Source organism: Streptomyces sp. NPDC014995, assembly GCF_043080745.1.
Taxonomy (GTDB): domain Bacteria; phylum Actinomycetota; class Actinomycetes; order Streptomycetales; family Streptomycetaceae; genus Streptomyces.
Map to the genome: position 1 here is coordinate 21,535 of NZ_JBIBVX010000021.1, position 17,771 is coordinate 39,305.

The following is a 17,771-nucleotide window of genomic DNA, read 5'->3' on the forward strand; positions in this document are numbered from 1 at the left end:
TCCCGGAGGCCGTGGTGGTGTCGGCCCCGGGGCCGGGCGGCGTCGCGTGTGCCGGGGCCGGGCCGGCGAGGCGAAGGGGACCGGCCCGCTTCCGCCGTGGACAACGGACGAACGACCCCGTCCATGACTTCCGCTCGAACACCCACCAGCCGGAGAACTGCCGCCGTCGCCCAGCGTGGCCGCCATCGGCCGGGCCGCCCGCTCCTGCCCCGGGACGAGCGTCGCCCAGCGACCGGCGCTCCCCGTCGATGGCTGAGGAGCGGACCGGTCACCGCCGCTCACTCCCCGGCGGCCACCTGGGCGAGCGTCCGCCCACTCCGCACGGAGCGCGCCCGGCGCGGATCCGGAGCCCCGTGCCCACGCCCACCGCCCGACTTCACCAGCAGCCACGCCTCCTCGCCCCGGAACCGGGTGAGGGCATACGTGCCGCGCAGCTTCGACCCGTGCAGCCGGAACGACACATGGCCCCGCCGCAGTGCCTCCCCGAAGTCGACCGGCCGCCCCTCGGCATCGTGACTCAACGGCTCGTACGTCCCCCGGTCCCACACGATGACGGTCCCACCCCCGTACTCGCCCTTCGGGATGACTCCCTCGAACTCCTCGTACTCCAGCGGATGGTCCTCCGTCGGCACGGCCAGCCGCTTGTCCTTCGGCCGCGCGGAGGGACCCTTCGGCACCGACCACGACTTCAGCACGTCGCCCACCTGGAGCCGGAAGTCGAAGTGCAGCGTGCTCGCGTCATGGATCTGCACGACGAACCGCGGCTCGCGACCGAGGGCCTCCCCGCTCCCCTCCGGCTCACCGGTCCGCCCGAAGTCGCGCTTCCCGCGATACTCCCCCAACCGCTCCCGTTCACCCACCGGACCCTCCTTCCCGAGCGTCCCGGGTACCCCGCCGGGCGGCACGCCCCACGCGGGGGCGGCCGCCTCGGAGCTCGCCACGGAACCCGCCTCAGAACTCCTCGTGCGCCTGCGGGTCCCCGCCCAGCCGCCGGTGCGCCCGGTCCGTGAGCGCGCGCGTCTGGGCCGGGTCCAGCTCGAAGCCGAAGACGTCGAGGTTGGCGCGTTGGCGGTCCGGGTCGGACGACTTCGGGATGGGCACCGCGCCGAGCTGGAGGTGCCAGCGCAGGACGACCTGGGCCGGGGTGACCCCGTGGGCCTTCGCGACGGAGGCGACGGCCGGATCGTGCAGGAGCGCCGAGCCGCGGCCCAGGGGGCTCCAGCTCTCCGTGACGATGCCCTTCGCCTCGTGGAAGGCGCGCAGGTCGTCCTGCGGGAAGAACGGGTGCAGCTCGATCTGGTTGACGGAGGGGAGGACGCCGGTCTCCTTCTCCAGCCGCTCGATGTGCTCGGCGGTGAAGTTCGAGACACCGATCGAGCGGACCAGGCCGTCCTCACGGAGCTTGATCATGGCCCGCCAGGAGTCGACGTACCTGTCGACGCGGGGGAGCGGCCAGTGGATCAGGTAGAGGTCCACGTGGTCGAGGCCGAGGCGGCGGCGGGATTCCTCGAAGGAGGCGAGGGTCTCGTCGTAGCCGTGGTGGCGGCCCGGGAGCTTCGTGGTCACGACGATCTCCTCGCGGGGCACGCCGGCGCGGGCCACCCCGCGGCCGACGCCGGTCTCGTTGCGGTAGTTCGTCGCCGTGTCGATCAGGCGGTAGCCCAGGCCGAGCGCCGCGGCCACCGCCTCCTCCGCCTGGACGTCGTTCATCGGCCAGGTGCCGAGACCGAGGGCCGGCAGCTTCGTTCCGTCATTGAGGGTGTGCACCGGGATGTTGATCACGTCGGACCTTCCCTGGACTGTGTCGTCCTCCCAGCGTCAAGGATGGGGTGAGGAGGGATCAACCGGACCGCTGGGGGACGAAGGCGGCGGGGCCCCGCCCCCTCGCGCCACCGGCCCCCTCGCACAACCGGCCCTGTCGCCACGCCGCCGATTCGCTGTCACGATCTTCCCTGAGCCGTACCCGACGACGAGTGGAGCGCCGATGACGACGGACAGCTGGACGACCGACCTCGACCGGCGGGCCACCGAGGCCGCGCGGGCGGCCGGCGTGGAGGTGAACCCGGTCGCCGGGCACATCGGCGCCGAGATCACGGGCGTCGACCTGACCGACGGCCTCGACGACGAGCAGGTCGCCGCGATCCGGGCGACGGTGCTGCGCTGGAAGGTGGTGTTCTTCCGCGGGCAGCGCCTCGACCACGCGGGACACGTGGCGTTCGCCCGACGGTTCGGCGAACCCGTGGTGCTGCGCAAGCGCGGCAGCGCCTCCCCGCCCGACGTCCCCGAGATCGAGACCACCGCCGACCGGCTGGAACTCGGCGGCCGGTTCGGCATGGAGCACGACGAGTGGCTACGGCGCCGCCGCCACACCCTGCTGCGCGGCTGGCACTGCGACCACGGCGCCCGCATCGACCCGCCGGCCGCGACCATCCTGCGCGCCGAGACCGTACCGCCCTACGGCGGCGACACCACCTGGTCCAACCTGGCGGCCGCCTACGCCGGACTCTCCGCCCCCGTACGGGAGTTCGTGGACGGGCTGCGCGCCGAACACCGCCTGGGCGTCGGCTACCAGCCCCGCCCCGGCGACGACGCGTACGTCCGCCACCTCCTCGACCACCAGGTGGCCTCCGTCCACCCGCTGGTCCGGGTCCACCCGGAGACGGGGGAGCGGGTGCTGTACGTCAACGGCTACTACGTCGAGCAGATCACCGACCTCTCCCGCGCGGAGAGCGCGGCGATCCTGGAGATGCTCCTCGACCAGGCCACCCGGCCCGAGTACACCGTCCGCTTCCGCTGGGAGCCGGGCAGCGTCGCCTTCTGGGACAACCGGGCCACCATCCACCTCGCCCCCGGCGACAACGCCCACCTGGGCTTTCCCCGCACCATGCACCGGGTGATGCTCGCCGGTGACGTGCCCGTCGGCGTGGACGGCAAGCCGTCGGAGCCGGTGACCGGGACCGAGCCGGGACGCTGGTGAGGCCGCCCCGGGGGTGAGCGGCAGTGGTCAAACGGGGTCCGCGCGGGTCACGAACGGGCGGCCGTCCTCCGGCAGGAACACGACGGACTCACGGGCGCCGTGGACCACGCGCGCCAGCCCCGGGCGGCCGTCCGCGCGCGCCACGGCCTCGCTCGGTTCACCGCCCTCACCGATCCGGTCGAGCCGCACGTAGTGCCGTGGCGGGGTCCCGGCCGGTCCGTTGATCCACAGCCGCACGTCGGCCCCTTGGCGCAGCGCCGCCGGCAGCTCGTCGCGCAGCCGACCGGGAACCGTGCCCGGTGGAGCGGGCGTTCCTGGACGCAGGGCTCGGTGGGTGCTCGCGCCGCCGACTCCCGGCAGCGCGGGCAGGCCGTGTCCCGGGCCGGGGCGAACGGACCCCGGTACCCGCCGTGAGCCGGTCCCGCGGAATGCGGGAATCTGAGGGCAGGGACGCGCGCGGAAGTGAATCCCGAGCCCCGCTGACCGAAGGCGGCGCGGACGTCAGTCTCCCGCCCCGGGCCGCCAGCCCAGCGCCGGGCCCAGCTTCGTCGCCATGTCGGTGAGGATCTGTACGTAGTCCTCGTACTCGAAGGTGAACGGCAGCGCGAACGCCACCTCGTCCACCTCGCGGAACGCGGCGTGCGCGTGCAGCCGTTCGGCGATCTCGTCCGAGGTGCCGACCAGGTCGGGCGCGAACAGCAGCCGCGCCGGACCCTGCGGGGACGTCGTGCGCGGCAGCCGCTCGGCGGCGAACTCCTGGTACTTCGACCGCTGTTCGGGCGAGGCGGAGTCGGTGGGGATGACGACCAGGCCCTGGGAGACGCGGGCGGCCTCCCCGTCGGGGTGGGCGGCGCGGAAGGCGCGGATGTGGGACAGCTGGATGCCGGCGAAGTCCCCGGCACCGTCCGGTCCTTCGGCCTTGACGACACTGCTGGTGAGGAAGTTCATGGAGTGTTCCCCGGCCCACCGCGCCGAACTCGCGCTGCCGCCGCCGTACCACATACGGCGGCCCAGGCCGGGGGAGTGCGGCTGCACACGGTCGGAGAACACTTCGAACCCGACGACCCCGCCGAAGTCGGTGGCGGGCTCGCCCCGTACCAGGTCCAGCAGCCGCCGCACGCGCCCGTACCCGAAGTCCTCGGCGTCGGCCGAGTCCGGGTACAGGGCGTCCTTCACCTGGTCGTAGCGCATCGGCGGGCCGACGCTCACCCCCGGGTTGAGCCGGCCCCCGGACAGGATGTCCACGGTCGCCAGGTCCTCCGCCAGCCGCAGCGGATTCTCCCAGCCCAGCGGCGTCACCGCGGTGCCCAGCTCGATACGGCTCGTGCGCTGCGAGGCCGCCGCGAGGACGGCGACGGGGGAGGAGATGCCGTACTGGAGGTGCCGGTGGCGCACCCACGCGCTGTCGAAGCCGAGGCGCTCGCCCAGCTCGATGATCTCCAGCGTGGTCTCGTGCCCGCGGCGCGGATCGGCCTCGTCGAACAGGCCGATGGTGAGGAAGCCCAGTGTGCGCAGCGGGCGTGGGGCGGACGGCATGGGCTCCTCCATCGTCGACGGCGTGTGTCCCGCCGTCCTGCGGTCGCGGGGGCGCGTCCGGTCAGACCAGCGGGATGGTGACCTCGTCCTCGACGGGCGGGTCCAGTTCCTGCGCGCGGTTGCCGGTGGCCGCGTAGCAGCGCAGCCGGACGGATTGCGGACTCACGTCCAGGCGCAGGAAGCACTTGAAGAACGGCGGACTGTACGTCGCCGAGCTGGGCGAGAACAGCTGCGTGTAGATCTTGCGCACGGGCAGGCGGAAGCGCGCGCCGCGGTCGGGGCGGCGGCCGGCCCCCAGCAGAGTGGCGACCAGCCGGATCCGCCGCGTGAGCCGGACCTCCCCGCCCGGTGTCCGGGTCGGCGGGATGCCCAGACGCTCGGCGATCACGGCCGTGGCCTCGGCCTCGGTGAGGGTGAAGAAGCGGCGCAGTCGCAGCCGGCGGCCGTACAGGCGGCTGTAGAAGGCGAGGGAGTCGCCGCGCAGCGGATAGCAGCGGAAGTCCGCCTCGGTCACACCGGCGACGTCGACGCGCGCAATGGTGTGCGTGGCGTGCATGAACGCGCCGCCGCCGCCCGAGACGACGTACTGGAGGGTGCGTCCGTCCGCCAGACGCACCGGATACCGCTGGTAGTTGTGGATGTCGCCGCCGATCGCCGCGACATAGTGGTGCTCCGGGTCGCGCACGATCTCGTCGACGGTGCCGCCGCCCTCGACGGGGCACGGGTGGTGCTCGCCGTCCACGTACAAGGGCGAGCCGGTGATCAGTATCTTCGGGCGTGGCCCGCTCGACACCTCGCGCAGCCACGCGCCCTGTTCGGCGTCCAGCGTGCCCAGCAGGCCGGTGTCGATGCCTATGATCCGCACCGGCCCGGAGTCGATCGCCCAGTACGGGCCCGGCTGCACGGCCCGCTGGCACTCGGCCGAGCGCAACGCCCGTGCCTCGGCGAGGCGTTCACCATCGCCCGGGCGGGGCCGGTGCCACAGCAGCGAGCGTAGCCAGGCCCGGGTGAGCGGGCGCGGGGCGGGTTCGGCGGGCAGCGGCGGGGCGTCGTCGCAGAAGACGCGCATGAACCCGCCGAGGCCCTCGTACCAGTCGTGGTTGCCGGGTATCGCGTAGATCGGCGCCGGGTAGTCCCGGTACGGCCGGAAGAACTTGCCGCCGTAGTCGTCCGCGCTGCCGACGGGATAGATCACGTCGCTGGCCAGGACGGCGAACCGGGTGTCCTGACCGACCTTCAGAAGGCCGGGCACCACCGCGTACTGCGGATCGTCACCCTCACCCGTGTCCCCGACGACCAGGAACGAGAAGCGGTCCGGGTCCGAGCGCCGGATCACCTTGTCCGCGGGTGCCCCGGCCGCCGCCCGCTGCGCCACCCAGCGTCCGCGCGTACGTCCCGTGGGGTCCCCGAACCAGGACGCCAGCACACCGTTGCGCGCCGCCCACAGCATCCTGGGGTCCAGCCACGAGATCTTCTCGACCCCGCCCGGCATGAGCTGTCGGTACGCGCCTGGCTCGGCGTCGCCCCAGCCGGCGCCTTCGGCGGTATCACGTGAGGAGTTGGGCACCGGTGCACCGTAGCAATGATCCTCAAGGGTGCCCGGGCGGGGGTTGACCAGCCGTACCGCCACGACCGACTCGGCTGCCCTTCCCCCCACGGGCCGACGTCCCGCACGCGGGCTCCCTCCGGGTGCGGGACGTCGCCGTGGTCAGTTCAGCGGGTCGAGCGTCAGGTAGGCCTGGCGGGGAGCGCCGTCGTGGACGAGCGACTCGTGGTGGCCGACGTCGTCGAAGGCGAACGCGTACGCCTTACCGTCGGCCATCTGCGCGTGGATCTTGCGGGCGTAGTGGTTGGTCACCACGTCCTGGTAGAAGGCGGCCGACGAGGCGTCCGGCTGGTTGGGGTTGACCAGGAGCGTGGAGCGGTTGAAACCGGCGCACAGGGTGCGGGAGATCGGCCCGCGCACGGCGTCGTTGGGCGCGTCCAGCAGCCGGTGACAGCCGAAGACGCTGTCGGCGTCCGGTTTCTGGAAGCTGGTGACGACGGCTCCGGCCCCGTTGGTGAAGTTCATGACGCCGCCCGAGACCCGGCCGTAGTACTTCGTGCCCGGCTGGTCGGCGAACGGGGTCACCGTCAGGGTCGTCGTCGCGTACTTCTGCCAGACGCGGTTGACGTAGTCGTCCATCACCGACCGCGGCAGGGCCCCGGTCTCCACGCCGTACAGCGGTGCGAGCGCCCTGAGGACGGTGCCGTCGGAGCGCGTCTGGATCAGGTTCGCCCAGCCGCCGGGCTGCCCGCGCAGCGCGTTGAAGAAGCCGTTGTAGCCGCCCGGCTTCAGCCGGCCGGTGCTGACCGTGCTCCCGTCGGAGCGCTGGACACCGACCGCGTACGGCGCCGAGAACATGTCGACCTGGGTGCTGTTCAGCCACAGGCCGGAGTCGTTGAGCGTGTACTCCGACCAGTTGAAGAGGATGTCGCGGTTCGGGTCGCTCGGATTCTGCACGGCCGGCTGCACCAGCCCGCCGGTGGTCAGTCTGAACACCAGCTTCTTCCCGTACGAGAAGTAGATCCGGCCCGAGAACTTGGGGATGCGGATGGTCGTGGACTGGCCGGCGACCGGTCCCGGGATCGAGGCGTCGGGCGCCGGTGTGGGCGGGTTGCCGCCCGCGGGCCACGCGTGGAACACACCGTTCGCGTCGGCCCAGCCCTGCTGACCGGTCGTCAGGAGCGTGCCGAGGTTGTAGACGTACAGGGGCTCGCCGCGGCCCGAGTGGTTGGTGATCTTCAGCGGGATGGTGTCGGGAACCGCGGCCTGCGCCGGGGGTCCCAGGGTGAGCAACGTGCCGACCAGCGCCGCGGCTGCCGCCGCTGCCGCCAGCCGGGACCTGAGTGTGCGGAGCACTCTCCACCTCCGTGCGGGTAGGCCTGTGGGGTTGGTCCGTACCTTGTTGAGAGCGCTCTCAAAGTCCCATCAGGTTATGGACATGTCAATCACTTGCGCACGAAGAGGCGCCCGCGGCGCTCACACCGCGGGCGCCCGGGAGGGGCGGCCTCAGAAGGTGCGCTTCAGCAGGTCCAGCAGCGCCGCCCAGTGCCGCTCCGCGGCCTCCTCGTGGTACGCGGCGGTGTCGGCCTGGGTGAAGCCGTGGTGGGCACCCTCGTAGACCTCGCAGCGGTGGCGGACACCGGCCGAGGTCAGTGCCTCCTCCAGGCGCCTGATCTGCTCGGGCGGCAGGGACGGGTCGTCGTCGGCGTGCCCGAAGTACAGCTCGGCGGTGACGCGGTCGGCCACCAGGTGCGGGCTCTCCGGTGCGTCCGTCGCGAGCCGCCCGCCGTGGAAACCTGCCGCCGCCGCGACCCGGTCCGGGTACGTGCCCGCGGTCAGCAGGGCGAGCCGGGCGCCCATGCAGTAACCGGTGAGCGCGACCGGGCCGTCCACGACGAGCGGGCTCTCGGCCAGCCAGCCGAGGTACGCGCCGGCGTCGCGCGCCGCCAGTTCGTTGGTCAGGGACTGCATGACCGGGCTCAGCTTCTCGAAGATCTCCGGACGCGCCGAGGGGTCGATGAACTCGGGCAACTCCACGACCGGCGCGCGCCCGTGACGGTAGAACACGTTGGGCACCAGCACCGTGTAGCCGGCCTCGGCGAGCCGGTCGGCCATCGCCCGCAGATGAGGGCGCAGCCCGAACGCGTCCTGGTACAGCAGCACGCCCGGACGGGGCGACCCGTCACCGGGATGGGCGAGGTAGGCGTCCGCGACGCCGTCCTCGGTGGGGATGTCCACGGCGGTTCCCTGTACGGAGGTCATGGGGTGCCTCTCTGCGTGGTTCACGGGGCGAGCGGGGGCCGCCCGGCGGGGGCAGCCGGGCCGGCCGGTGACCATGGTTGCACCCACCATCCAACCGGCCGCCAGGGCCCCCGGCGGGCATACCGTCCCTTTACTCGAACCGCGAGGTGTCACCCGCCCCGTGCCGGACGATCTCCGCCTCGCCGCCCGAGAAGTCGATGACCGTGGTCGGCTCGGTGCCGCAGTCCCCGGAGTCGAGCACCCCGTCCACCACGTGGTCGAGCCGGTCCTTGATCTCCCACCCCTGGGTCATCGGCTCCTCCTCGCCGGGCAGCAACAAGGTGCTGGACAGGAGCGGTTCACCGAGTTCGGCGAGCAGGGACTGGGTGACGACATGGTCGGGGATGCGCACGCCCACCGTCTTCTTCTTCGGGTGCTGGAGCATGCGCGGCACCTCCTTCGTCGCCGGGAGGATGAAGGTGTAACTGCCGGGCGTCGTCGCCTTGATCGCCCGGAACACGTCGTTGTCCACCCGCACGAACTGCCCGAGCTGCGAGAAGTCCTGGCAGACGAGGGTGAAGTGGTGCCGGTCGTCCAGCTCGCGGATGGCCCGGATCCGGTCGACGCCGTCCCGGCTGCCGATCCGGCAGCCGAGCGCGTAGCAGGAGTCCGTCGGATACGCGATGAGTGCGTCGGCCCGAATGGCGGCCGCGACCTGGGCGATGGTCCGCGGCTGGGGGTTCTCGGGGTGCACGTCGTAGTACTTCGCCATTCGCCGAGCTTATGCCGTGGCGTGGGGCCGCGCGTCGCGGGGCGGGCGCCACGTCCCCGCACTTCGACGACCGCCCGTCCGGCTATGACGCTCGTCGGCCGTGTGGGCTTGCCGACCGGGTGGCCTTGCCGGCCGCGTGCGCTTGTCGACGCCGTGGCTCTTCCGGTCGCGTGCGGTTGCCGGCTGCGTGCGGTTGCCGGTCGTCGGGCGTCTGTCCGGCTACGGCGCTCGCGCGCGGCGTGCGCTTTCCGGCGCGTGGCCTTGCTGGCCGCGTGCGGTTGCCGGCTGCGTGCGGTTGTCGGCTGCGTTCGGTTGACGGCGGTCGGGCGTCTCTCCGGCTACGACGCTCGCCCGTCGCGTGCGCTACCGGCGCGTGGCCTTGCTGGCCGCGTGCGCCTGTCGGACGCGTGGCTCCTCCGGTCGCGTGCGGTTGACGGCGGTCAGGCGTCTGTCCGGCTATGACGCTCGCGCGCCGCGTGCGCTTACCGGCCGCGGGGCCTTGCCGGCCGCCGGCTGCCTATGCGGCCCACGGTGCCCACGGTGCCCCGGTGTCGATGGCGCGCTCGGGGTTGCTCACGGCGCTCACGGCCACGGCGCTCACGACGCCCCGGCCCTTCGGCGGCCTTGCGGGGATTGGTGTACGGCCGGGCCGGGGCGGGGTCGACGATGCGGGGACGTCGGCTCGGCCATGCCCGGCCCGCACCGGGGCGTGGTGTGCCAGGGCGGCCGGCCGGCTTCCGCGGGGCCGCGAGCCGTGCACCGTGCCGGGGGCCGGGACGCCCCACCCGGCGGGGGCTCGTGCGCGGAGCCGGGCGTGGTCACTCGTCTTCCGGTCGGGGAGTCGCCGCGGCCCGGGGGGCTCCCAGGAGGTGCGCCCAGCTGTCGGCGAGCAGGCCCAGTGCCGTCGCGGGGTCCGTCTCCCAGCCGTGCCGCATCCAGCGCCGTGCCAGCTGGTCGAGCTGGGTCAGTGCCAGGAAGCCGCGCAGGCGCCGGGAGGGCGGATCGAAGCGCCCGGCCTGTTCCAGGCCGGTCACGATGTCCGCGACGACCGTCTCGAACCAGTGGTCGACCAGCTCGCGCAGCTCCGGCTCGACCACGGCCGCCTCGTGCGCGGCCAGGACGTACGGACGGATCCTGGGCCACTGCCGCGAGCTGTCGCGCAGCCAGGCCTCGATGCCGTCCCGGTCGCCCTCGCGCACGACCGCGACAAGACCCCGCGCCCGGGAGCCGGACGGCTCCGGGGCGCCGCGCTCCAGAAGCTCGTCGAGCTCGGTGACGAGGGCCTTCATCAGGGCCGCCCGCGACGGGAAGTACGCGTAGAACGTGACCCGTGTGGTGCCCGCGGCCTTGGCGATGTCGTCGACCGTGGTCCCCGCGTAGCCCCGCGTCTCGAACAGTTCCAGGGCCGTCGACAGCAGCAGCCGGCGGGTCATCGCCTTCTGTGCGGCGCGTAGGTTGGCCACGGCAGGCGCTCTTCCTGTCGACTGCGAAGGGGCCGCTGACCTGCGAGGTCGCGCCCCGGCTGGACGCCCACATCGTACGGTACGCCGTCCTGCCGGCACCCGGTCCGACCGGCGCCGGAGGAGGTGGGTGCGCCGACGGCCCACCGTGGCCCGCCGGCCCGGGTGAGGTAACGTCCCCGACCGATATGACTGTTAGGCCCGACCGGGGCCGCGAGGGACGAGGAGAGCGCCGACATGGCTGGCCGGGACGACGAGAACCGCCACACGGGCGTGACGGACGCCGCCGGGCCGACGTGGGCCCAGGAACTCCTCGACCACCTGCGCCCCACCGGACGCGACGTCCGCAAGATCGCCGACTGGCTCGCCGCCACCGTCGACGCGACCGTCTCCCTGCACGACGACACCGGCACCCCGCTCGCCGGACCGTCCACCTCCCCCGACGAGAACCTGGTGGCCGACATCGTCAGCGGACGCATCGCCTCCGCCGCCTGGGAGGGCGACGGCCGCCATCTGAGACTGATGCGGGTCGAGCTCCCGCCACCCGCCAAGGCGGGCGTTCTCACCGTCTCCCGCACGGCCCCCTTCGACCGGCGCGCCTTCGAGGTCGTCACCCACACCGCGGCCGCCCTCGGACTCCTGCTGCGCGCCGAGCACACCGCCGTGACCGGATACCGCCTCGCCCGCGCCACCTCCGACCTGCGCCTGGCCATCCTCCAACTGCTCATGGTCGAGGACACCGTCGCCGCCCGCCGCGTCGCCGCCGGCCTGTGGCCCGGCCTCCTCGACGCCGACACCGCCTGCGTCTACGTCGTGGAGAGCACCCCCAAGGACCGCGACCGGCTCGCCGAGGCCTGCCTCCGCGTGACCCGCGACCAGGCCCTGGTCGTCCGCTGCCCCGCCGTGGACTCCCACGTCATCGTCGTCACCCCGCACGACACCGCCGGCAGCGAACTGCGCGGACTGTGCGACCGGCACCCCGACACCTTCCTCGGCGGCAGCGCCCCGCAGAGCCTCGCCCACACCGCCAACGCCTACGGACAGGCCGTCAGCGCCCTCGCCGTCGCCCGCTTCCGTCCCGACAAGGCGGCCGTGTACGCCGAACGCACCCACCCCGAGCGCCTGATGGACCCCGCCCAGCTGCGGGCGTGGACGACCCGCCTGCTGCGCCCCCTCGACATGCTCCCGCACCACACCCGTGCCGAACTCCTCGCCACCACCCGGCTCGGCCTGGAGTTCACCGCCGTCAACACGGCCAAGGTCCTCGGCGTCAGCCGCAACACCGTCCGCGCCCGCATGGAACGCGTCGAGACCCTCCTCGGCACGGACTTCTCCGACCTCACCGTCCGTGCCACCGTCCACCTGGCGCTCAACACCCAGATCGGCATCGCCGAGGACCGCACCGGCCCCGCCGCGGCCCCCGCCCGCCTCGACGACCTGCTCACCGGACCCGCGCTGCGTTCCTGGGCGGACCACCTGCTGGCGCGCCTGGACACCGACAGCCGCCACCTGCGCCGCACCCTGCGCACCTGGATCGCCGCCGGCGGCAACGCCGAACGCGCCGCGAACCTCCTCGGCGTGCACGCCCAGACCGTCCGCGAGCACGTCCGCAGCGCCGAACCCGTCCTCGAACGCCAGCTCCTGGCCGGCGGCAGCGACCTCTACGAGGTCGTCCTCGCCCATCTGGCCACCGGTGACCTCGACCGACCCGCCCTCCCCCCGGCGGAATCGGGCCTTCCGGACTCACCTGTGCACAGGTGAGTCCTCCGGCCCGGTGAGCGGGCATCGGCACGATTCACAAGCCGTGTGCCGGGCACGTAAGTTCGTCGCGTCGCGGGGGCACGACCGGAACGGGGGACCGGTCGGGCTCCCGCGGAGCCCGGTCACCCCCGCGTGCGCACCGGGATCTCCTGCCAGCCGAAGGCGATGAACGACGGCACCTGCCGCAGCTCCTCGGCCGCGCCGTCCAGCCGCAGGTCCGGGAACCGGTCGAACAACGCGGGCAGCGCCGTCAGCGCCTCCATCCGCGCCAGCGGAGCCCCGATGCACCGGTGCACACCGATCCCGAACGCCAGATGGTCGTCCGCGCCCCGGGTCGCGTCGAACACGTCCGCGTCCGGCCCGTAGTGCGCCGGATCCAGGCCCGCCGCCGCGTACGTCGTGACGATGGCGTCCCCGGCCGGGATCGTCACGTCCCCCACCTTCAGGTCGCCGACGGCGAACCGCAGCGGCAGCGAGGCGATCGACGGGTGCACCCGCAGCGTCTCGTCCACCACCGCGTCCCAGCCGATCTCGCCCCGCCGCACGGCCGCCAGCTGCTCCGGCCGGTCCAGCAGGGCGACCACCGCGTTCCCGATGAGGTTGACGGTCGTCTCGAACCCGGCCCCGATGACCAGCAGCAGCGTGTACAGCAGTTCCTCGTCGCTGAGCCGGTCCCCGTCCTCGTCGCGCACCCGGATCAGCTCGGTCGTCATGTCGTCGCCGGGATGCTCGATCTTGTGGGCGATGAGCCCGCCCAGCACCGTGCCGATCCGCTCCTGCACGGACGCGGCGCGTTCCGGGCTCGGGTCGGAGGTGTCCATGATGGCCGCGATGAGCAGGCCCGTGGCGTCCCGCATCTCCTCGGGCACCCCGAACAGTTCGCAGATGATCCGCATCGGCAGCGGGTGCGCGAACCCCGCCTTCAGATCGACCGCCGCACCGCCCGCGGACTCGTCGTCGAGCGCGTCCAGCAGCTCCGCGGTGACCGACTCCACCCGCTCGCGCAGCGCCTCGGTGCGCCGGTGGGTGAAGCTCGGCGCCACCAGCTTGCGCAGCCGCGTGTGGTCGGCGCCGTAGGTGGAGAGCATGTTGACCACGCCGACCCAGCCCAGGATCCAGCCCCAGGAGGGGTGTTCGCCGATCTGCGGCCACAGCCGCCAGTGCCGGCGCGGGTCCTTGCTGACCTGCGGGTCGAGGATCAGCTCCTTGAGGGTGTCGTAGCCGGTGGGCGCCCAGGCCGGGATGCCCCCGGGCAGCTCCACGGGCACGATCGGGCCGAGGGCGCGCAGCCGGGCGCTCTCGCCGGGGATGTCGGCGCCGAACGGGTCGAGGGCTATGCGATCGGTCACGGTCACGGCTTGACTCCTGGCTGGTCGGGGGAGCGGGGGCTGAAACGGACGGGAAGCGCGGTCAGTGAGCGGTGGAACGGGCCCGGCCGCCAGGTCAGCCGCTCGCGGGGCAGGACCGGATCGAGGTCTGGCAGCCACTGGGTGAGCTGCTCGATCGCCTCGGTGACCAGCAGCAGCGTGTGCTGCCTGACCGGGCAGGCGTGCGGGCCCGCGCCCCAGGACAGGTGGGAGGCGTCGTTCGGGTGCCGGCCGCCGGTGACCTCCCGCTCGGCGCCGGGGGCGCCTTCCCCGCCGTGCGGGCCCCCGGGGACCCCGAGCGCCCCGTACGACACCACCACCGGCACCGCGTCCCGCAGCCGCACCCCGTGGAAGGCGACCGGCCTGCGCGCGTAGTAGATGCCGTAGTTGGCCAGCGGCGTCTCGTGGTGCAGCACCTCGACCACCGCGTCCATGACCGGCCGGGCACCGCTGGTGAGGGTGGAGTAGTAGGCCGGGTTGCCGAGAATCCGGGACAGCGTGTTGGACAGCAGGTTCGCCGTCGGCTCGTACCCGGCACCCAGGGTGAGGAACACCTGCCAGGTGACCTCCTCGCGGGTCAGCCCGGCCGGATGGTCGAGGAGCCGGCTCGGCAGGTCGTCGCCGGGCCGCTCGGCCTTGGCCGCGATCAACTCCAGGACGTACCGGCCGTACTCGGCCTCGCCCTCCGCCGCCTGGGACCCGCCCTCCATCATCTTGCCCAGGCCCTCGTTGAGCCGGTCGCCGTAGCTGTCCGGCAGCCCGAACAGGTCGTTGAAGACCAGCGCCATCAGCGGCCGTGAGAAGTCCCCGACGAGGTCGGCCCCGCCGCGCGGCCCGACCCGGCCGACCAGCAGACGCACCGCCCGGTGCACGCGCGCCCGCAGGTCGTGCGGCTCCACCAGGTCGAACACGTCGATGAGGGTGGCGCGGTAGCGGACGTGGGCGGCCCCGTCGGCGAACAGCGCGTTGGGCCGCCACCGCATCATGCCGAGCACCGGGGAGTCGGCGGGCACGGTCTCCTCCCACGCGCGCGGGTCGTGCGAGAACGTCTCCGTGTCGCGCAGCACGTCCAGCGCGGCCCGCCGGTCGGTCACCACGTACGCCGGCACACCGGGCGCCAACTCGGCCCACCCGACGGCACCCCGGGCCCGCAGGGCCGCGTAGTAGCGGTGCGGATCCGCGGCGAAACCGTCCTCCCACAGCCGCACGGGCGCCGACCGGGTGACGTCGTCCTGCTCCGCGGGACAGGCGGTCATCGCGCCCCCACCGGGTCACCGTGGATCAGGTGGTCGACCAGAGCGAGCAGCGCGTCGATCGAGGAGTCCGCGTCCCGCGCGTCGCACGTCACCATGGGCGTGCCCGCCTCCAGGTCCAGGGCCCGCCGCAGCTGCTCCTCGCCGTAGTGGCGGGGCGCGTCCGGGAAGGCGTTGAAGGCGACCGCGTACGGCAGCCCGCTCTCCTCCACCAGCCCCAGCACGTCGAACGACGCGTCCAGCCGACGGCTGTCCACCAGGACCAGCGCGCCGAGCGCCCCGTAGGCGATGTCGTCCCACAGCGGCCGGAACCGCTCCTGACCGGGCGTGCCGAACAGGTACAGCACCACCCCGCCGGACAGGCTGATCCGGCCGAAGTCGATCGCCACGGTCGTCGTCGCCTTCTCCCGCACCCCGGCCAGGTCGTCCACCTGCGCGGACGCCTCGCTGAGGTGCTCCTCGGTGTGCAGCGGCCGGATCTCGGACACCGAGTCGATCAAGGTCGTCTTGCCCACCCCGAACGGACCCGCGACCAGGATCTTCACCAGGTCGCGGGCGGTGTCGGGCAGGTGGATCGCGTCGGGTGTGCCGACGCTAGGCGTGCTTGAGGGCGCGGAGGCCATCGGCCACTCTCTTCAGCAGGTCGGGGTCGAACCGTTCGGCGGGCGGGATCGGCGCGCGGGTGAGGACCAGGTCCCGGTCGGCGAGGCCGGCCGCCAGGACGCGCACTGCGGAGACGGGCAGCCTGAGCAGCGCCGCCGCCTCCACCACCGCCAGCGAGCCGCCCTCCAGGGCGTCCAGCAGGGCGAGTTCGGCGGCGGGCAGCCCGGGCGGCACGGGCTCGCCGCTGCGGGCGAGCACCGACAGCCGCTCCAGGTGGGGACGGCTGGGCCGGGCCACCCCGCCGGTCGACAGGTACGCGGGAACCAGGGGACGGCCGGCCGGGCGGCCGGTCATGCCGGAGCGTTGTCGTCGGCTCCTCGGGGCGCGGCCGCCATGGCCTTCTCGCCGAGCCGCGCCACCTGGGAGTGCACCCGGTGCGCCAGCAGGTCCAGGCGCGCCTCGGTGTCCCCGTACGCGGCCACGCAGGTGCCGTGGTCCGTCGGCACGATCAGCACGTAGCCGTGGTCGGACTCGATGACGACCTGGCGCACCTCCGCCCGGTCCCGGTCGGCGAACGCGGCCGCCGCCGTCCGGCACGCACCCTGCACGGTGCTGGTGATGGCGGCCACCCGCTCGGCGGACGGCTGCGACAGCGCGTCGGTGTACCCGGTCACGAGCCCGTCGCGGGTCAGCATGACGGCGGCCACCACGTGCGGCACCTGCAGGATCGGTTCCAGCACCCATGCCGTGTCGCCCGTGTTGCGGCTGGTCATCGAGCCGCTCCCCCTTCGTTGTCGGTGTGGTCGGTGTCGTGGGCCGCCGGTGCGGGACCCTCGGGTGCGGCCTCGGCGCCGGAGCGGGCCGCCGCGGTGCCGGACTGCAGTGCGCCCAGTGCGGCCGCGGCCTCCTCCGGCCGGCGCGCGGGCCGCGGCGGCGCGGACTGCTCCGGTGCGGCGGCGGCCCGGGGACGGCGGCGGCGCTGCGGCAGCCCGTCGGCGTCACGGGGTGTGTGGTGCCGGGGCGCGTCCGGGGCGGGGTCCTCCGTGCCGTACGCGTGGGAGGCGGCCGCGGTGGTGCCCGGGGCGGGAGGCACCGGTACGGCAGGTACCGGTACGGCAGGTACCGCCGGTACGGTCTTGCGGGTCGTGCGGGGGGCGCTCGCCGCCGGTGGCCGGTCGGCCGGGTCGAGGTCGGTGAGCAGGTGGCTGTCGACCCGCAGCACCGCGCGTACACCGCCGTACGGGGAGGCCGAGGAGACGTCGACGCCGAGGTCGAACCGGCGGGTCAGACGGCCGATCGCGGCCAGTCCCATGCGCGGCGGGTCGCCGAGCTCGGTCAGCAGGATGGGGGCGCTGCCGGCCACCAGACGCTGGGCGCGGTCGCGTTCGTCCTGGGTCATGCCGAGGCCCGCGTCGTCGATGGTCACGCAGACGCCGTGGTGGACGTGTTCCAGGCTCACCACGACGTCGGTGTCCGGCGCGGAGTGCCGCAGGGCGTTGTCGAGGAGTTCGGCGACGATGATGGCGACGGGTTCCACCGCGTGCGAGACCAGGGCCGTGCCGGGCTCCAGATGGTTGTGGACCTTGACCCGGTGGTAGCCCGCGAGCCGGGCCTGGCCGCCGGTGACCGCGTCCACCAGGTGCGACTCCTCGCGCGCCAGCCCCACCCAGGCCCCGCACACCACCGCGGCGACCTGGGCGCGGCGCAGCGACTGCTCGTTCTCGTGGTCGAGCTGGAAGAGGGTCTGGGTCAACTCCGGGTCGTCGTAACGCTGTTGCAGACCGCGCAGGGCGTCCTGGAGCCGGTACAGGGCGGCCTGGATCTCCCGGGTGGCGCCGCGCAGCCCGGCCTGCGCGGCCGCGTCGACCCGGGTGCGCTGCTCGGCCACCTCGGACCGCACCGCCATCAGCACGTTCTCCAGGGCGATGCCGAGCGGCGTGCCGAAGGTCAGCGGCTGGAGCGGGCCGGGCACGTCCAGGTGGGGATGGGCGACCTGGCGGGCCGCGGCGGGCACCCGCCGGGCCGCCAGATACTCGACCTCCGCCGTGAACGCCCTGGAGGAGCCCTCGAGCTGGGTGCGCAGCGCGGCGATCTCCGCACGCTGCCGGGTCTGTTGCCGTCGTAACCGCAGCAGCCCGCCGCCGAGGGCGAGCGCGGACAGTGTGCCGGCGGCGAGTCCGCCGGCCACCAGGTCCGGTAATTCGATCATCGATTCGGTTCCAGGAAGGGTCGGGCGTTCCGGGGAGCAGAAGGGC

At 73.5% G+C, this 17,771-nt stretch carries 17 protein-coding genes; 2 read left to right on the forward strand and 15 right to left on the reverse strand.

Translation table 11 applies throughout. The features are described from left to right. Positions 1-278 precede the first annotated feature (278 nt). Both ACF1A1_RS33680 and ACF1A1_RS33685 read right to left on the reverse strand, forming a co-directional pair. Positions 279-860: a DNA polymerase ligase N-terminal domain-containing protein gene (locus ACF1A1_RS33680; protein WP_392005050.1), complete on the reverse strand. Its 582-nt coding sequence runs from the start codon at positions 858-860 to the stop codon at positions 279-281. Positions 861-951: 91 nt separating this feature from the next. Continuing rightward, positions 952-1,782, reverse strand: coding sequence for an aldo/keto reductase (locus tag ACF1A1_RS33685; protein ID WP_392005052.1), 831 nt, complete (start codon positions 1,780-1,782; stop codon positions 952-954). A 202-nt stretch (positions 1,783-1,984) separates the two neighbouring features. On the opposite strand from ACF1A1_RS33685, the gene ACF1A1_RS33690 reads away from it, so the two are divergent. After that, positions 1,985-2,977: a TauD/TfdA dioxygenase family protein gene (locus tag ACF1A1_RS33690; RefSeq protein WP_392005054.1), complete on the forward strand. Its 993-nt coding sequence runs from the start codon at positions 1,985-1,987 to the stop codon at positions 2,975-2,977. Positions 2,978-3,004: 27 nt separating this feature from the next. On the opposite strand, the gene ACF1A1_RS33695 is transcribed toward ACF1A1_RS33690, so the two are convergent. The 7 genes from ACF1A1_RS33695 to ACF1A1_RS33725 all read right to left on the reverse strand — a co-directional run bounded on the left by ACF1A1_RS33695 (position 3,005) and on the right by ACF1A1_RS33725 (position 10,535). Beyond that, the gene (locus tag ACF1A1_RS33695) at positions 3,005-3,214 is read right to left on the reverse strand and encodes a hypothetical protein (RefSeq protein WP_392005056.1); all 210 of its coding nucleotides are present in this window, start codon (positions 3,212-3,214) and stop codon (positions 3,005-3,007) included. A 264-nt stretch (positions 3,215-3,478) separates the two neighbouring features. Continuing rightward, positions 3,479-4,513 (reverse strand): LLM class flavin-dependent oxidoreductase, encoded by a 1,035-nt coding sequence (locus ACF1A1_RS33700; RefSeq protein WP_392005058.1) that lies wholly within the window; start codon positions 4,511-4,513, stop codon positions 3,479-3,481. Between the two features lie 61 nt (positions 4,514-4,574). Further along, positions 4,575-6,080 carry a metallophosphoesterase family protein gene (locus tag ACF1A1_RS33705; protein ID WP_392005060.1) on the reverse strand — a complete coding sequence of 502 codons (1,506 nt, stop codon included), beginning with the start codon at positions 6,078-6,080 and terminating at the stop codon, positions 4,575-4,577. Between the two features lie 141 nt (positions 6,081-6,221). Then, the gene (locus tag ACF1A1_RS33710; protein ID WP_392005062.1) at positions 6,222-7,415 is read right to left on the reverse strand and encodes a glycoside hydrolase family 64 protein; all 1,194 of its coding nucleotides are present in this window, start codon (positions 7,413-7,415) and stop codon (positions 6,222-6,224) included. A gap of 150 nt (positions 7,416-7,565) precedes the next feature. Further along, positions 7,566-8,321, reverse strand: coding sequence for a dienelactone hydrolase family protein (locus ACF1A1_RS33715; RefSeq protein WP_392005064.1), 756 nt, complete (start codon positions 8,319-8,321; stop codon positions 7,566-7,568). Between the two features lie 130 nt (positions 8,322-8,451). After that, on the reverse strand, positions 8,452-9,072 hold the full coding sequence (locus tag ACF1A1_RS33720) for an L-threonylcarbamoyladenylate synthase (protein WP_392005066.1): 621 nt from the start codon (positions 9,070-9,072) through the stop codon (positions 8,452-8,454). 818 nt (positions 9,073-9,890) lie between these two features. Next, on the reverse strand, positions 9,891-10,535 hold the full coding sequence (locus ACF1A1_RS33725) for a TetR/AcrR family transcriptional regulator (protein WP_392005068.1): 645 nt from the start codon (positions 10,533-10,535) through the stop codon (positions 9,891-9,893). 234 nt (positions 10,536-10,769) lie between these two features. On the opposite strand from ACF1A1_RS33725, the gene ACF1A1_RS33730 reads away from it, so the two are divergent. Then, on the forward strand, positions 10,770-12,293 hold the full coding sequence (locus ACF1A1_RS33730) for a helix-turn-helix domain-containing protein (protein WP_392005070.1): 1,524 nt from the start codon (positions 10,770-10,772) through the stop codon (positions 12,291-12,293). Positions 12,294-12,415: 122 nt separating this feature from the next. Here ACF1A1_RS33730 and ACF1A1_RS33735 read toward each other — a convergent pair whose 3' ends face one another. Genes ACF1A1_RS33735 through ACF1A1_RS33760 form a run of 6 tightly spaced genes read right to left on the reverse strand, consistent with a single transcriptional unit; the run spans position 12,416 to position 17,725 of the window. After that, entirely contained in the window at positions 12,416-13,648 is a 1,233-nt protein-coding gene (locus tag ACF1A1_RS33735) for a cytochrome P450 (protein ID WP_392005071.1), read from the reverse strand. Then, positions 13,645-14,916, reverse strand: a complete 1,272-nt coding sequence (locus ACF1A1_RS33740; protein WP_392005073.1) for a cytochrome P450 — start codon at positions 14,914-14,916, stop codon at positions 13,645-13,647. The genes ACF1A1_RS33735 and ACF1A1_RS33740 overlap by 4 nt, the downstream gene beginning before the upstream one ends. Beyond that, positions 14,913-15,536, reverse strand: a complete 624-nt coding sequence (locus tag ACF1A1_RS33745) for an ATP/GTP-binding protein (RefSeq protein ID WP_392005075.1) — start codon at positions 15,534-15,536, stop codon at positions 14,913-14,915. Before ACF1A1_RS33745 ends, ACF1A1_RS33740 begins: the two co-directional genes overlap by 4 nt. After that, positions 15,508-15,870, reverse strand: coding sequence for a DUF742 domain-containing protein (locus ACF1A1_RS33750; protein WP_392005077.1), 363 nt, complete (start codon positions 15,868-15,870; stop codon positions 15,508-15,510). The genes ACF1A1_RS33745 and ACF1A1_RS33750 overlap by 29 nt, the downstream gene beginning before the upstream one ends. After that, positions 15,867-16,289 carry a roadblock/LC7 domain-containing protein gene (locus ACF1A1_RS33755; protein WP_392005079.1) on the reverse strand — a complete coding sequence of 141 codons (423 nt, stop codon included), beginning with the start codon at positions 16,287-16,289 and terminating at the stop codon, positions 15,867-15,869. The genes ACF1A1_RS33750 and ACF1A1_RS33755 overlap by 4 nt, the downstream gene beginning before the upstream one ends. Next, positions 16,286-17,725, reverse strand: a complete 1,440-nt coding sequence (locus ACF1A1_RS33760; protein WP_392005081.1) for a sensor histidine kinase — start codon at positions 17,723-17,725, stop codon at positions 16,286-16,288. Before ACF1A1_RS33760 ends, ACF1A1_RS33755 begins: the two co-directional genes overlap by 4 nt. Between the last annotated feature and the right edge of the window lie 46 nt (positions 17,726-17,771).